The organism is Pseudanabaena biceps PCC 7429, assembly GCF_000332215.1.
Lineage (GTDB): Bacteria > Cyanobacteriota > Cyanobacteriia > Pseudanabaenales > Pseudanabaenaceae > Pseudanabaena > Pseudanabaena biceps.
Genome location: NZ_ALWB01000154.1, coordinates 1 through 14287, shown reverse-complemented (window position 1 = coordinate 14287; position 14287 = coordinate 1). Strand labels below are relative to the sequence as shown.

Genomic DNA, 14287 nt, shown 5'->3' with positions numbered 1-14287 from the left:
GTTTGCTACGCAAACCCTTTCTCAAACCCCGTTTCAAATTATCCCGAACTCACGTTATATAGCTATATTCACTTAAGTCAGGAAATCAAACCCAATAGAGAGTTGCGGCGCTTCGCGCCGCAACTCTCTATTGGGTTTGAATATAGCTATATAAATTAAAGGAGGGTGGAGAACACCCCTAGCCTTTATTAGATTTGGCAACAGGTTCGACATTTAAAAATGGTAGAATTACTTTGCTGAAGGTAGATAAAAGTTGGATTTTACTCACTAACGCTCGACTAACGATCGCTCGTCAGGAATATGAGGGAACTATTTTATTACCCCAGCAAAATCCACCTAGGACGGTAGTTATTCCCAGCTTGACCTATGCTTCAAGACGCGATCGCCATTCGTCATTACCAAAAGATTACAGACTCCTTAGTCGAAATGTCAGAGCGCGGCTATCGCTCTACCGATGAAATGAGACTTTTTTTAGACGGTTACTTAGCGGCTCTGCGCGTTACTAATGCTGTAGAAGTCCATCATATCCACCGTCTCGAAGAAGAAGTAATTCGATTTCTGTATGATTCCTCTAACTTTGCATCTCCCTATGAGTTGGAAATGGAGATCGAGCGCGGCGAAAGATAAACGCTGTGGCGAACGCCTAAGGTAAGGGGGGTTTGAAAGCGCTCTTGCTTAACAACTTGCAATCCCTCCTGCTCGCAAAATATATCAAGCTGTTCACTTTCTTCGGGTAGCCATTGACCACGATAAAGTACCGCTGTGCCACTTTTCTTTAAAAATGGCAAACAATAGCTAGCGCAGATAGCTGGTGCACCCACAGCCCTCACTAAGGCTAAATCATACTTTTTGCTATATGGGGCAACTTTGTTTAAATCTTCCACTCGTCCCGACTGGGCGATCGCGTTAGATAATTGCAAAGCTTGAATCGTTTCCTTAACAAAGGCAATCTTTTTCTGCTTGCTATCGACTAGGGTCACTTGCCATGAAGGTTTCGCGATCGCGATCGGCAATCCAGGAAAGCCTGCCCCCGTTCCGATATCAATTACCTTAATATTTTCCTGTCCCCAAAAGGCTAATACGCCTCGTAACGAGTCCCATAGATGCTTTTCCCAAAAATCCTCCGAGGCAGTAATGCGCGTTAGGTTTTGCTTGGAATTGCCCTCCAACACAAGTTCATACAATTGCTCAAACTGGTCAACTTGAGTAGGGCTAGGCAACCAATTAAGTGTGGATTGCCAACGGTCGAATAAATGGGAAAAGTGGGGCATAAAAAACTTTCTGTAGAGATGGCGCAGAGCGCCACCTCTACTTTACTAGTGATTGAACTAGTGATTGAACTAGTGATTGATCTAACCTTATATCTTTCCTTTGATGTTTGTAGAATTTCGACATTAGACGATAAGATCAAAGAAACATTAAGATTCATGTAGCAATGCTAAGCGATCAACCAGAGTATAACTTGTGAGCTTGCCGCTCAAAAGTAACTTGCGATCGCCGATTGCCTTTATTTCAGGATTTATGAGAGTTAGCTGTTTACAGTAATTAATCTCAGCTAAGTAGGTAGGCGTAATTAAATATAAAAACCCAAAAGCTGTAGGGTATGCTGCGCTTGCGCTACAGCCTTTGACTCTAGATTTTAACTATGCCCAACAGCTTAATTTCAATTTCAATAAAAAGTTATAAAACATTTTAAAAAGGTAAAAATCAATGACCGAACCAGTCACTAAGCCCCGTACCGCATTCACTAAAGATGAGCGTGGCATTCTCAATAATTGGGCGATCGAACCCAAAATGTATGTCGATCAAGGCGACGATCGCTTTGGTCTAACGGAATATGCCGAATTGATCAATGGTCGTTTGGCAATGGTTGGTTTTGTGGGTTTAGTCGTGATCGAACTGGTAACTGGTAAAGGGCTGTTACAAATTATCGGTTTCTAAGTAGTTGGGCATAATCAGCTTTAGCGCACGCTGCGCGTGCGCTAAAGCTTTTGGGATTTATAGCCGTCGCCCAGCTATTTAGCAACAGCTTGGCAACAGATATAAAACCCAAAAGAGAGAGGTGGCAAGCCGCATCTCTCTTTTGGGTTTTAATTTTGTCCTAATATAACTGGCAACAGTTATATTAAAAACTTATGTCAATACCTCAAGACCCCATCCAATTTTTAACCCTAGAAGAAGCCCGTGCGATCGATGGGGCAATGCTTTCAATGATGGAAAAGTTTATGACGCGCATCACAATCTCCTCACTGCGTATCATTGCCAAAATCGCCCAAGGACTGAGCGTACATGCTGAAGAGCTATCCCCACAGCAAATCGTGCAATGGATCGAACATGATTCGCAGGTGCGGCAAGAGCAAGGTGAAGATGCGGCATTTCTGAAATGGACTTCGCCTCATCCCGATTTAGATTTTGAGGATACGAGACAGGATGAAGTGACTCCCGCCAAGCTATCGAGCCATGAAAAGTTCTTAACTCGGATGGTGATTTCTGCCATGCAAGCGTTAGGGGCGATCGCCAAAGATTACAGCATTCATCTGGAAGAATTAAGCGCTGAGCAAATAATTGCTTGGGTAGAACGCGATGCGAAAGTCAAGCGAGAACAGGGGCTTGAAGCGGCATTTTTATCTTGGTAGTTTTATTTGAGAAAATCGATGGTTCTAACGCTTTGCAAAGCTAAGTAGGTCAAACAAATCATTGACCGATACTTGCCAGCCTTCTAAGCCTTCTAGGACGGGTAGCAGATCTTCGCCTCGATGACTGTAAAAGCGATCGCCTTGAAAGCTAAGTACGGTTCTTTCTTGAGGAGCAATGAGCCAACCAAGTTTTGTGCCGTTTTTAAGGGCAAAGCTAATTTTATCGATTACATCAATCGACGACTGTTCGGGTGAGAGAATTTCAACGATCCAATCGGGCGGAATTTCAATCCTGTTAATAATTTCGCCGTTAGCATCTAGGGGAATATGCTCCCACTCAAATACGGCGATATCTGGAACAATAGATCTCCCTGCAAAGGTGCAGCGCAGTTCAGGAAAAGCAAACAGGATTTGTTCGGGTTCCCCAAGCTGATTAATCTTGGCAACTAATTTTCCCTGCAATGTGCTGTGCTTTCCCTGTGGCATCGGTTTCTGATAAATATTTCCGTTGATATATTCACTAGCAGGCTCGGTTTCAGGAAGCACTAAAAAATCTTCCAGCGCTATAAGATTGGGTTGAATTGGTTTCGGTTGAATCGCGATCGCCATAAAACTGCCTCTTAATAAATCAATTACTAAATCAATCAATTATCAATTTATATCTCCTCGCCCTTTCCCAAAATCAATGCGTTGTTGATTTACTTTTTCTATTTTTGCCTATCTCAATTTTATATAGCCGCCGCCATATGTATAGCTGTCGCCAAGGATACGAGGACATAAACCCCAAGAATTGACTGGCGGCGCTTCGCGCCGCCAGTCAATTCTTGGGGTTTAATTTGTCCTAAGTCACCTGGCGACAGCTATAAATCGCTAAGCTGCATTTTCTCGTATTTCTCAAAAGGTTGATGAATCCAAGGATTGTCGGCTAAGAAATCTACGTAATAGTCGGGTTTTGCGACAGAACAAGCTTTAAACCATAGAACCGCCGATCGCACTTCGGTAATGGCAAATTCCTCATGCTCCTTGAGCCATTCGAGAATCCGAGCGAGAGTTACCCCTGAATCGACCAGATCATCAACCAATAAAATCCTCTTGCCCAGCGTATCTGTGGTCATGGTGATGTTATGGGCGATCGTCAGCTTGCCACGCTCCTGAAAATCCTTGCCTCCATAGGAAGAAGTCGAAAGAATTGCAAGAGGCTTGTTATAAATCCGTGATAGCAAATCGCCAATGCGTAATCCCCCTCTAGCTAGACAGAGAATTTGATCGAATTCCCACTGAGACTGATAAATCTGGGCTGCTAAATCTTCGATTTTAGCGTGATATTCTTCCCATGAAACGTAAAGGTCTGACATAGTAAGGGATTGAGGTTATAACCCAGAAATTAAGTAGCGATATTTTTGCCGTAGCTAATTTTTGGGTTTAGGTTAGCTACTTATAGTATCAATTAGTACAATCAATTGGACTTGTTGAAAAGTAAGGATTAAACTAGAAGTAGATGAAAATGAGATAGGGAGACAAAATCGTGGTAGCTATTACTGAGATGCCGTCTGTTGAAAAAATTGCGGAAAAAGCGATTGAGCGTCGCCTCACGATACAGGTTGCCGAAATTGCCGCCGACACCACCACCATTAGATCGCTGGATTGGGATCGCGATCGCTTTGACATTGAGTTTGGTCTACAAAATGGGACGACCTATAACTCCTATATCATTCGTGGCGAAAAGCTCGCCTTAGTCGATACATCTCATGCGAAATTCCGCGAACTATATCTCAATACGCTACAAGAGCTAGTCGATCCCGCCCAGATCGAATATTTAGTAATTAGCCATACCGAGCCAGACCACAGCGGGCTAGTGCGAGAAATACTAGCCCTTGCTCCCAATGTAACGGTGGTCGGTACAAAGGTCGCTTTGCAATTTTTGAACGATTTGGTACATCATCCCTTCAAGCAGAAGATCGTCAAAAATGGCGACCAGATCGATCTTGGCAAGGGTCATGTTTTGCAATTTGTGAATGCTCCCAATCTGCACTGGCCAGATACGATGATGACCTTCGATCTAGGTACATCGACTCTTTATACCTGCGATATTTTTGGAATGCACTATTGCAGTGAAGCAACCTACGACGATGACCTACAGAAAATCACACCTGACTATCGTTTTTATTACGAATGCTTGATGGCTCCCAATGCCCGATCGGTAATTTCTGCAATGAAACGCATGGATGAACTGCCCCAAGCAGAAATTGTCGCCAATGGTCATGGACCCTTGCTGCGTTATAACGTTAAAGAGCTGACGGAAAACTATCGCCAATGGAGCCAAGCCCAAACTAAGGGCGAAACCAACGTGGTAGTTTGCTATGTGTCTGACTATGGCTATTGCGATCGCCTCTCGCAAGCGATCGCCCGTGGGGTTGCCAAAACTGGAGTCGCCGTGGAAATGGCGGATCTCAAAGCGATCGACCTCCAAGAATTACGCGAGCTAGTCGGTCATGCCTCAGGTCTAGTCGTTTGCACTCCCCCTACAGCCAATAGCCATGTCGAAACGGCGATCGGGGCAATTCTAGCGGCAGCAAGCGAAAAACAAGTCATTGGTTTATACGAACCCCATGGGGATCGCGATTCCTCCATCGATCTGCTAAATAACAGATTTAAGGACTTAGGAGTGATTACGGCTTTTCCCGCGATTCGCGTTCGGGAAAACCCTGACGAAACCACCTATCAAACCTGCGATGAAGCGGGGACTGACTTAGGGCAATTACTAACTCGCGAAAAAAATATTAAACAGCTTAAAGCGATCGATGCCGATCTAGACAAGGCTCTCGGACGCTTAGCAGGTGGTTTATATATTATTTCGGCAGCAAAGGGTGGCGCTCGCAGTGCCATGCTTGCCTCTTGGGTCGCGCAGGCAAGCTTTAAGCCCCTCGGCTTTACCGTCGCCGTGGCAAAGGATCGGGCGATCGAGTCATTTATGCAAGTAGGCGATCGCTTTGTCTTAAACGTTCTTGAAGATGGCAACTATTCCAAATTGATGCAACATTTCCTCAAACGATTTGCTCCCGGAGCCGATCGCTTTGAAGGTGTGAAAACGCAAATTTCATCGTCGGGAGCACCAATTCTGACAGATGCTCTTGCTTTTATCGAATGTGAAGTGCTGAGTCGGATGGAATGTAGCGATCACTGGGTAATCTATGCGATCGCCGAGGAAGGACGGGTCTCCAAACCCGATGCCCTTACGGCAGCCCATCATCGTAAAATTGGCAACCATTACTAAAATAGCCAAGGATTAGCATTGCGGCGCTAATCCTTGGAATAAAAAACATAGAGAGGGCGCTTTGCGCCCTCTCTATGTTTAGACCTTGCCAAAACGGCGATCGCGCTCTTGATAATCGATTAATGCAAGATGAAACTCACTGCGATTAAAATCTGGCCAGAGCGTGTGGGTAAAATACATCTCGGTATAGGCCATTTGCCAGAGCAAAAAATTACTCAAGCGCATCTCACCGCTAGTCCGAATTAAAAGATCGGGATTATCAGTTCCCGCCGTATAGAGATGCTGCTCGAATAAGTTTTCGTCAATATTTTCAGGTTTAATTTCTCCTGCTTGGGCGGCTTCAGCAATTTGGCGGCAGACCTTCAGGATCTCCCGACGGCTTCCATAATTAATCGCCACGGTGAAGTGAATCGCTTGATTATTCGCAGTTGCTATTTGCGATCGCTCGATTTCCGAGCGCAGAGACTTGGGCAAAGAATCAAGATCGCCCACAAAGGAAATACGAACCCCCTCACGGCACATTTCCTCTAATTCATGCCGTAACATCCGCTCAAATAAAACCATTAAAAAATCAACTTCTTGAGCGGGACGACTCCAATTTTCGGTAGAAAAGGCATAGACTGTCAGAGCCGCAATCCCCCAATCTTTGCAGCAACGCAACAAATCCTTGAGAGCATCTACACCCTGTCGGTGACCAGCTATTCTTGGCATCCCTTTCTGCTTTGCCCAACGTCCATTACCATCCATAATTACGGCAACATGTTTGGGCAAACGATGACGATCGAGATCTGGTGGCAAAGTTTGCAGTAGCTTAGCTGTCATTTCTTTTCTGACGATTTTCGACTTACCATATTTTTAAAAATTGAACTCGACCAGAGCCAATTAAATCGCGGAACTGTCCGCCCTAGAGTCGTTGGACGATAATTGCCTAATTTAGTTTCTAATATTTCTCGCAGGCGGCTACTAGAGATTGGACGATCTAAAATCCCATTTTCCGCGATCGCGATCGAGCCTGTTTCCTCGGAAACCACTATACAAAAACAATTTCTCACCCGATCAGTGATCCCCATCGCCGCCCGATGTCTCGTGCCAATCTCCCTTGAGGCAGCTCGCTCAGAAATTGGTAAAATTACACCAGCGGCGAGAATACGATCTTCACGAATCAAGATAGCTCCATCATGCAAAAGGGTTGAAGTTTGAAAAATTGTATGTAGTAGCTCTTTTGATAATAATGCGTTCAGCTTCACCCCAGGCACAGAAAAATCGCGATCGTCAATGGGTTCTCCCGTCTCAATAATCATTAACGCACCTGTGCGGTTTTGCGATAGCTCGATCACTGCATCGTTAATCTCTTCAATCACTGAGTCCGTCTCGACAGCCGTCCTTCGATTAGTTGTCGGTTGAATCAAAGAGAGTAAATCGCCACGCCCAAGCCTTTCTAAAAATCGCCGCATTTCTGGCTGTAAAATTACCGCCATTGCCACGGCAGCACCAATCAACAATTTATCTAGGACGAAATTAAGCAATCGCATACCAAGGCGATCGCTCAAAACACTAGCAATTAGCAGAAAAATGATGCCCCGCACCATCAATAAAGTGCGGCGATCGTTGCTGAGAGACAACATGAAATAGATTAATCCCAATACCGCAAGGATATCGATCGCCCTCATCATGAATGCAATTGAGTTGATGTTTATAAACCACTGCATCCATAGCCCTCTCATTCACAACTGAAAAATATACACTTTACCGAGTTACTAAACCCATAAATCTTAAGGAAAGCCATGCAAAGCTTAGCTTCCCTTAAAAATTCCTCGAAAATCAGGGTGGGCAATCAGCACAAACGCTTGTAACTATCTACGTAGTTTCTCTGGCAAGCAATCTTGACGTAATAGATCTTCGCGAGTTTCGCGTTTGATAATCAAACTCGATTCGCCACCTTCCACAATAACTGCCGCAGGCTTGGGCAAACGATTGTAATTGGATGCCATGCTGTAATTGTAAGCACCCGTTCCAAATACTACTAAAGTGTCACCCGCATTAGTCTCAGGCAATTGAATATCTTTAATTAAAATATCACCTGATTCACAATGCTTACCTGCGATCGTCACCGTTTGCGATAAAGCCGCACCCATCCGATCCGCAATCACCGCCCGATATTTAGACTGATAGGTAATAGGACGAGGATTGTCCGACATACCGCCATCAATCGTCACATAGGTACGGATATCAGGAACCGTTTTGCGACCACCAATCGTATAGGCCGTAACGCAGGTTGAACCAACTAGCGATCGCCCAGGTTCGCATAATAATTTAGGTAATGGCAATCCTGCGGTAACAAAAGCTTCGGTTACACCAGCGCTAACGGTTTTTACCCATTCTTCGATACTAGGAGGATCGTCCGATTCAACATAACGAATCCCCAAACCACCGCCAATATTGATTTCGGAGAAATGCAAACCATACTTTTCGCCTGCCAATGCGTACCATTGCACCATCACGCCACCAATATCTTGATGCGGTTGCAATTCAAAAATCTGCGAACCAATATGGGCGTGAATACCAATACAGTTAAGGCTAGACTCTGAAAGGAAAGCAAATACTGCGGGAATTTCATTAGGATCGAAGCCAAACTTACTGTCAATATGCCCCGTTTGGATATATTCGTGAGTATGGCATTCAATCCCAGGAGTCAAACGCAGCATAATCCGAGGGGCATGAAAACTGACTATATCAGACTGTTCTTTAGCAAGTCGATCTAGGGTCTTGAGTTCGTGCCAGTTATCCACCACGATAGTGCAGCTAGACTCTAGCGCATAGCTAAGTTCATCAATCGATTTATTATTGCCATGAAAATAAATCAAACTCGGAGAAGCACCAGCCCGTAGCGCAGTCAAAATCTCACCTGCGGAAACAACGTCAATGCCCAACCCTTCCGAGCTGACGATCGCGCATACCGCGAGACAACTCCAAGCTTTAGAAGCATATAAAACCTGCGATTGTCCCTGATAATGCTTCGCGAAAGCATCGCGATATTGCTGACAAGCAGTTCTTAAACTGACTTCATCCAAAATATAAAGGGGCGAGCCGTATTGCTGTACTAATTCCAATACATCACAACCACCAATCTCTAGGTGATCATGGGAATTCACAACCGCCGTTAGGGGTAAAAGTTGCTGATTTGGAGACAAACGATCTAAGCTTGATTTGTTATTTTCTAACACATTCGATGCGTTCGTCTCTGCCTTTAAACTCGTCAAAGGACTCGGTAAAACAGTAGTCATTAAGTACCAATAAAATTTTGCAATATTCTTTGAGTCTATTATAAAAAAATATAGCGCTTTCCGCTCTTAATACCATCCAAGTAAGTTATTTCAAACTTTACGTTGCTATTGCTGTTTGCATAAAAAGAAGAGAATGGCGGCGCTTCGCGCCGCCATTCTCTTCTTTTTGGCTCAGGCTGTAATTGCACTAAAGGCTTTATCTCTGTTTTTTAATCCTCTAGTTTTTCTAAGTTAAGCGATCGCTGTAATTCGGTAATTTCATCTTTATGGGCGCGTACTTTTAATTTTGCATCGGGCAAAAGCTGTAAACTCACCTGCCGCTCGCGGGGAGTACCTCGCCAATAAAATACTCCAGCGATCGGTGCTAAACATATCAACCAGAGCCAGAGATTCTCTAAATCTGGAATCAAAATACCTAAAACTAGTCCCAGACAAACAAAACCAATAGCGGCTAAGACTGACATAAATATTGCCAGAAACAAACTTGGTTGAACTTGACCGATCAATGTCGCCACATCTCTTGCGGGATCGATCTCTACTACTCTGTAAGCTCTTTGCCGAAAATAGTCGCGCACCTGCATCAAGAGGCGATCGTCAGTCAGTTTATCTACCGCAAAGAGAGCATCAACCGTGCGATCGCGGATCGAGCCGCGTAAAAAGGAAATCAACCCCAAAAACAACAGAATTGTTAAGAATAGGGTGGAGTATATTGTAGGAATTGTTTCAGGCATTGGGGCTGAGATTTTATTGGCTTGGGATACAATCTATCAATCATTCATTATAAAGAGCAATTCTAAAAACTTCTAAGGAATGTAATTTTGGATTTTGAGACTAAAAGCATAAGTAACCTTAAAACCTAGAAGAGCGTACCGCCCGCTACGCGGGCAGTACGCTCTCTGGTTTTGGTTTTTAATTATGTTTAACTGCTTACCTGACCTTTAAAATAGGATTTGCCATCTTTATAAATAGATCTATAAATAGATCATAGATAAGATCCTTAATAAATCCTTGGGAAACAATCAAAGGGATCCAAGAATTGCTATATTCTCTCGATTTTGATATAAAGATTAGCGATCAAGAGCATGACAATTAAAGCTACTTGGGTAAAAAACAACGATGACTGCATATCCTAAGGCTACCTACGTAGGCAAGTATGTTGATGACTCTTTTAAACTTGCCAAATTTTTACGAGTACTACGCAAGCGCTGGATCGTCATCGTAGCAGTCTCCGTGACTGTATTTGCAGGAAATACTTACTACACCATTACCCGAATTCCCCAGTATCGCTCTAGTGCCTCCCTCCTAATCAACAACTCCACGATCCCTGTTTCCGACATTCAAGTTCCTAATGCCCCAAGCAGTGGTTTACCTGCTAGCCCCGTTATTAACCTTGGTACAGAAATTGGCATCCTCAAGAGTCGTCCTCTCATTGAAAGTGCGATCGCCAAAATGCGCCAATCATCAGATGGATCTTCTAAACCGATCGATGCATCTTCCGTAATCAACGGTTTGGATATTCGACCTGAAAAAGATGCCCTGATTTTGCGTCTAACCTATACGGACAGCGATCCCAAACGCGCTCGCGAGGTTTTAGGTGCGCTATCGCAAACCTATGTCGAATATAGCCTGAAAGATCGCCGCACTAAGTCCAGTAATGCCATTAAATTTATCCAAGATAAGCTACCTCAAGTTAAGCAAAAACTCGAAAAATCAGCTTTAGCCGTCACGCAATTTCGGAAGACTTATAACATCGTCGATCCCGACACCTACGCCGCCGCAGTTTTTAAAATGCGTGAGGCTCTAGAAACTCAGGCGCAAGAATTGCAGATCAAAATAGCGCAATCGCAACAGCAGTATGAGGCGCTGAGCCGTCAAGTTGGCAAGTCGGCAGAGTCCGCGATCGGCGGGGCAATTTTGCAGCAAGACCCGACCTATCAATCTTTGGTAAAACAATTTCAGGATGTGGAAACTAACTACTTCTTGGAGCGCACGCGCTTTCGCGAAGATTATCCTAGTGTACTGGCGCTTAAAGATCGTCGTGATGAACTCTATCGGCTACTAGAGGCTCGCGCTCAGTCTGTAGTTGGAGTTAAAGGAAATACGGTCAATATTGCCAACGAGCCGAGTAGTTTAATCCAACAAAATTTAGCTTCACAACTATTTGACGCGCAAACAAATCTGGCGGTGAGCCAAGCCCAACTAGAGAGCATCAGAAATGCTCAGTCTGAGGTCGCGGCGGTTTTTTCCAAGATTCCTCAGATTCAACAACGCTATGTGGAAATTCAACGTCAACTCGATCTTGATACCTCAACCTATAATAAGCTCACCGAAAAACTGGAAGAATTAAGAATTTCCGAAGCCCAAGAAATATCTTCATGGAAAATTTTAGAACCACCACTTCTCCCAGTCCGCCCCTCTTCTCCAGACATTGAGAGAAGTCTGTTCATTTCCGCCATTGCAGGCTTAGGTTTAGGAGTCTTGATTGCATTGCTTCTCGATCGCTTGGATCAACGTATCCGTGAAGTAGAAGAAGTCAGGGAAATTATAGATGTCCCATTACTTGCCTCGATTCCGATGACTGAAGTTGCCTCTCTAGCGCCCTTATTGAGCCAAGGTATCTTGCCCACCAGTAGTTATTACGCCTTTAAAGAAGCCTTAAGTTCTTTAGCCTTAAATTTGCGTTACCTCGGTACCGATAACATGATGAAGGTGATTGCATTCACTTCATCAGTACCATCTGAAGGTAAGAGTACCTTAACCTACAACCTTGCCATGATTCTCTCGTCTTTGGGATATAGGATTCTCCTAGTAGACGCGGATTTACGCAAACCAACCGTTCATAAATTAGCGCGATTGAGTAACAAATTTGGTCTGTCTACCGCTCTAGCAACTCCCAGTCCTTGGCAAGAGCTGACTCAGGTTGTCGATGAGAAGGGCAATTTACATATTTTGACATCGGGTTCTATTCCTCCTAATCCCATGCTACTGCTAGAGTCTGTCAAAATGACCGCACTGGTGCAGGAATGGAGACAAGAATATGATTATGTTTTGGTGGATACTCCGCCTGTGATTGGGATTACTGATGCCCAATGCCTGACTTCCAAAGTAGATACATTTATCTTAGTTGCGGCAATCAACCGCTCGACTAGAAGTGGAATTTCAAGGGCTTTAGAAGTTTTAGCGTCTGCTAGAGCTAACGTTTCGGGATTGTTAATTAATATGATTGGTTCTTCTGATAGTGAATATCACTACGGATATTACGATCAATATTATCTGCATCCTTCTGAGCAAGAGAGCGATGAGGATAGTGAAGAAGATGATGAAGAGGAAGTGGAAGAGGACACTAGTTCGACAATAACTACCATCGAAGGCTCTAAGGGCAATCACTAGAGATAGTACCCAAAGTAGAGAGTTGCCGCGCTCCGCGCGGCAACTCTCTACTTTGGGTTTGATATCCTAACAAGACTGGCGATAGCTACAATACCAATTCACGAAAGTGTGACAACACTTTTGTGAATTAAACACCAAACCCAGTAAGGGTTTTCAAAGCTCAAAATGGCTACGCCATTTTGAGCTTTGGTATTAAAAGTCTACGCCCCGTTTGAGATCTACACCTTTTTCAGCATAGTGTTTATGGCAGACCATTTCTGAATGAACTGAAGCTAGATCGAAATAAGCTGGTTGATTGAGGCAACGACCTGTAATGATTACTTCCGTATCGCGGGACTTCTTGAGTAAGGCTTGGCAGATCGGCTCCACAGGTAATAAATCTAAATCGACGGTAGGATTTAACTCGTCAAGAACGATCGTTTTGTATAGCCCTGAAGCGATCGCAGCTTGAGCGATTTCCCAACCACGTTGAGCTTCGATGCAGTCCATTTCTTGCTGTTGACCGCGCCAGACGATCGCATCCCGACCACAGCGCTGATGATCGATGACATGGGGATAGCCACGCTTGAGCGCAGCGATCGCCGCATCCTCGGTATAGCCTGTTCCGCCTTTGAGCCACTGCATGATTAAGACGCGGTGCGATAGGTCTCGGCTGATTCCCGTGCCGATCGCCTTGAGTGATCGACCTAGGGCCGATGTACTTTTACCTTTACCAGCACCTGTATAAATCTCAATCCCCGTAACATCGTATTTTTCAGCATGGGCATCATCATGTGATCGCATTTCCGAGTGAAGGTCAGCGATATCAATTAAGGATTGAGGTGCGCCGCGTCCCGTACAGATAACTTCGAGATGGGCAGGTTTATTTTTTAAATCTTTAACAATGCGATCGGCAGGAATTAAACCCAGATCAAGAACGGGATTAATTTCATCGAGGACAACTACGGAATAAAGTCCCGAAGCCATTGCTCCTTTGGCGATCGCCCAACCCCGTTCAGCTTCTTGGCGATCGAAGGGGGTAACATGCTCCGCATCAAAAAATTCGGCGCGACCAGTGCGAACGTGATCGATCAGGTGGGGAAAACCCTGCTGCAACGCAGAAATTGCGGCATCTTCGGCATATTCACGCTCTGAACCTTTGAGAAATCGTAATAATAAAATTCGCGTACCAAAGGGTGATGTGTCGGACATACCCAATCCTAGCGATCGCAAAACTACGCCCAATGCTGCCTGTGATTTGCCTTTGCCAGTTCCATCATAAACATGGATTTGTCCGATCTCACGTTCGGGACGCACCTGTGCGGTCATGATGCCAATCGCTGCCATGTTTTTACTTAGTCTCTTTTCACAACGCAAAGTAATAGTATAGCAACCCCATCTGACCAAAGATAAGAGTAGCGGCGCAAAGCGTAGGGCAACCGCACACGTTCATGAATAAATAACGAAGACTAAGGTGAAACTATGTTTAAGGCGTTAAGTATAGAGACTGTAAAAAATTTTGTGTAAATTCAGGCTGAAACCGTTGGTTTTTCGTTGAATTTGCCAATTAAACACTCAAAAATTTACAGTCTCCAATGTTGATTTTACTGGAGTTTAGACTAAAAAAGGAAAAAAAGGCAGAGTAAAAGAGATACAAACTGCCTAAAGTAGATGAAAAAGAAAAAGCACATCTACAGTCATGATTATTGATAAACTACAGAACT

13 protein-coding genes are annotated in these 14287 nt (G+C 44.3%); 5 read left to right on the top strand and 8 right to left on the bottom strand.

Annotated elements, in window-relative coordinates:
* Positions 1–366 precede the first annotated feature (366 nt).
* Complete coding sequence (locus PSE7429_RS15915) at positions 367–627, top strand: DUF6761 family protein (RefSeq protein WP_009628288.1); 261 nt, start codon at positions 367–369, stop codon at positions 625–627.
* On the opposite strand, the gene rsmG is transcribed toward PSE7429_RS15915, so the two are convergent.
* Positions 588–1271 (bottom strand): 16S rRNA (guanine(527)-N(7))-methyltransferase RsmG, encoded by a 684-nt coding sequence (gene rsmG / locus PSE7429_RS15910; RefSeq protein WP_009628287.1) that lies wholly within the window; start codon positions 1269–1271, stop codon positions 588–590. The two genes, PSE7429_RS15915 and rsmG, sit on opposite strands and share 40 nt — an antisense overlap.
* 439 nt (positions 1272–1710) lie before the next feature.
* Here rsmG and PSE7429_RS15905 point away from each other — a divergent pair, with 439 nt between their 5' ends.
* Together PSE7429_RS15905 and PSE7429_RS15900 are read left to right on the top strand one after the other, a co-directional pair.
* Positions 1711–1941, top strand: a complete 231-nt coding sequence (locus PSE7429_RS15905; protein ID WP_009628285.1) for a chlorophyll a/b-binding protein — start codon at positions 1711–1713, stop codon at positions 1939–1941.
* Positions 1942–2135: 194 nt separating this feature from the next.
* Positions 2136–2636 (top strand): hypothetical protein, encoded by a 501-nt coding sequence (locus PSE7429_RS15900; RefSeq protein ID WP_009628284.1) that lies wholly within the window; start codon positions 2136–2138, stop codon positions 2634–2636.
* A gap of 24 nt (positions 2637–2660) precedes the next feature.
* Here PSE7429_RS15900 and PSE7429_RS15895 read toward each other — a convergent pair whose 3' ends face one another.
* Both PSE7429_RS15895 and PSE7429_RS15890 read right to left on the bottom strand, forming a co-directional pair.
* Positions 2661–3245 (bottom strand): Uma2 family endonuclease, encoded by a 585-nt coding sequence (locus tag PSE7429_RS15895; RefSeq protein ID WP_009628283.1) that lies wholly within the window; start codon positions 3243–3245, stop codon positions 2661–2663.
* A 251-nt stretch (positions 3246–3496) separates the two neighbouring features.
* Complete coding sequence (locus PSE7429_RS15890) at positions 3497–3991, bottom strand: phosphoribosyltransferase (RefSeq protein ID WP_009628282.1); 495 nt, start codon at positions 3989–3991, stop codon at positions 3497–3499.
* A gap of 170 nt (positions 3992–4161) precedes the next feature.
* On the opposite strand from PSE7429_RS15890, the gene PSE7429_RS15885 reads away from it, so the two are divergent.
* Positions 4162–5910, top strand: a complete 1749-nt coding sequence (locus PSE7429_RS15885) for a diflavin flavoprotein (RefSeq protein ID WP_009628281.1) — start codon at positions 4162–4164, stop codon at positions 5908–5910.
* 78 nt (positions 5911–5988) lie between these two features.
* Here the strand turns inward: PSE7429_RS15885 and PSE7429_RS15880 are convergent, their stop codons facing one another.
* From PSE7429_RS15880 to PSE7429_RS15865, 4 genes are all read right to left on the bottom strand, one after another.
* Complete coding sequence (locus PSE7429_RS15880) at positions 5989–6732, bottom strand: isoprenyl transferase (RefSeq protein ID WP_009628280.1); 744 nt, start codon at positions 6730–6732, stop codon at positions 5989–5991.
* Positions 6729–7619, bottom strand: coding sequence for a diadenylate cyclase CdaA (gene cdaA / locus PSE7429_RS15875; RefSeq protein ID WP_009628279.1), 891 nt, complete (start codon positions 7617–7619; stop codon positions 6729–6731). The genes PSE7429_RS15880 and cdaA overlap by 4 nt, the downstream gene beginning before the upstream one ends.
* A 144-nt stretch (positions 7620–7763) precedes the next feature.
* Complete coding sequence (gene lysA / locus PSE7429_RS15870; RefSeq protein ID WP_009628278.1) at positions 7764–9194, bottom strand: diaminopimelate decarboxylase; 1431 nt, start codon at positions 9192–9194, stop codon at positions 7764–7766.
* A gap of 209 nt (positions 9195–9403) precedes the next feature.
* Positions 9404–9925 (bottom strand): cofactor assembly of complex C subunit B, encoded by a 522-nt coding sequence (locus PSE7429_RS15865; protein WP_009628277.1) that lies wholly within the window; start codon positions 9923–9925, stop codon positions 9404–9406.
* A gap of 385 nt (positions 9926–10310) precedes the next feature.
* Between PSE7429_RS15865 and PSE7429_RS15860 the strand changes: the two genes are divergently transcribed.
* Positions 10311–12584 (top strand): GumC family protein, encoded by a 2274-nt coding sequence (locus PSE7429_RS15860; protein ID WP_009628276.1) that lies wholly within the window; start codon positions 10311–10313, stop codon positions 12582–12584.
* 192 nt (positions 12585–12776) lie between these two features.
* Here the strand turns inward: PSE7429_RS15860 and PSE7429_RS15855 are convergent, their stop codons facing one another.
* A complete protein-coding gene (locus PSE7429_RS15855; RefSeq protein WP_009628275.1) occupies positions 12777–13910 on the bottom strand; it encodes a cob(I)yrinic acid a,c-diamide adenosyltransferase in 1134 nt (377 codons plus the stop codon).
* Positions 13911–14287 lie beyond the last annotated feature (377 nt).

Excerpts from the sequence above, each read along its gene's own strand:
- PSE7429_RS15915 (WP_009628288.1), top strand. The coding sequence starts at position 367 with ATGCTTCAAGACGCGATCGCCATTCGTCATTACCAAAAGATTACAGAC.
- rsmG (WP_009628287.1), bottom strand. The coding sequence starts at position 1,271 with ATGCCCCACTTTTCCCATTTATTCGACCGTTGGCAATCCACACTTAAT.
- PSE7429_RS15905 (WP_009628285.1), top strand. The coding sequence starts at position 1,711 with ATGACCGAACCAGTCACTAAGCCCCGTACCGCATTCACTAAAGATGAG.
- PSE7429_RS15900 (WP_009628284.1), top strand. The coding sequence starts at position 2,136 with ATGTCAATACCTCAAGACCCCATCCAATTTTTAACCCTAGAAGAAGCC.
- PSE7429_RS15895 (WP_009628283.1), bottom strand. The coding sequence starts at position 3,245 with ATGGCGATCGCGATTCAACCGAAACCAATTCAACCCAATCTTATAGCG.
- PSE7429_RS15890 (WP_009628282.1), bottom strand. The coding sequence starts at position 3,991 with ATGTCAGACCTTTACGTTTCATGGGAAGAATATCACGCTAAAATCGAA.
- PSE7429_RS15880 (WP_009628280.1), bottom strand. The coding sequence starts at position 6,732 with ATGACAGCTAAGCTACTGCAAACTTTGCCACCAGATCTCGATCGTCAT.
- cdaA (WP_009628279.1), bottom strand. The coding sequence starts at position 7,619 with ATGCAGTGGTTTATAAACATCAACTCAATTGCATTCATGATGAGGGCG.
- lysA (WP_009628278.1), bottom strand. The coding sequence starts at position 9,194 with ATGACTACTGTTTTACCGAGTCCTTTGACGAGTTTAAAGGCAGAGACG.
- PSE7429_RS15865 (WP_009628277.1), bottom strand. The coding sequence starts at position 9,925 with ATGCCTGAAACAATTCCTACAATATACTCCACCCTATTCTTAACAATT.
- PSE7429_RS15860 (WP_009628276.1), top strand. The coding sequence starts at position 10,311 with ATGACTGCATATCCTAAGGCTACCTACGTAGGCAAGTATGTTGATGAC.
- PSE7429_RS15855 (WP_009628275.1), bottom strand. The coding sequence starts at position 13,910 with ATGGCAGCGATTGGCATCATGACCGCACAGGTGCGTCCCGAACGTGAG.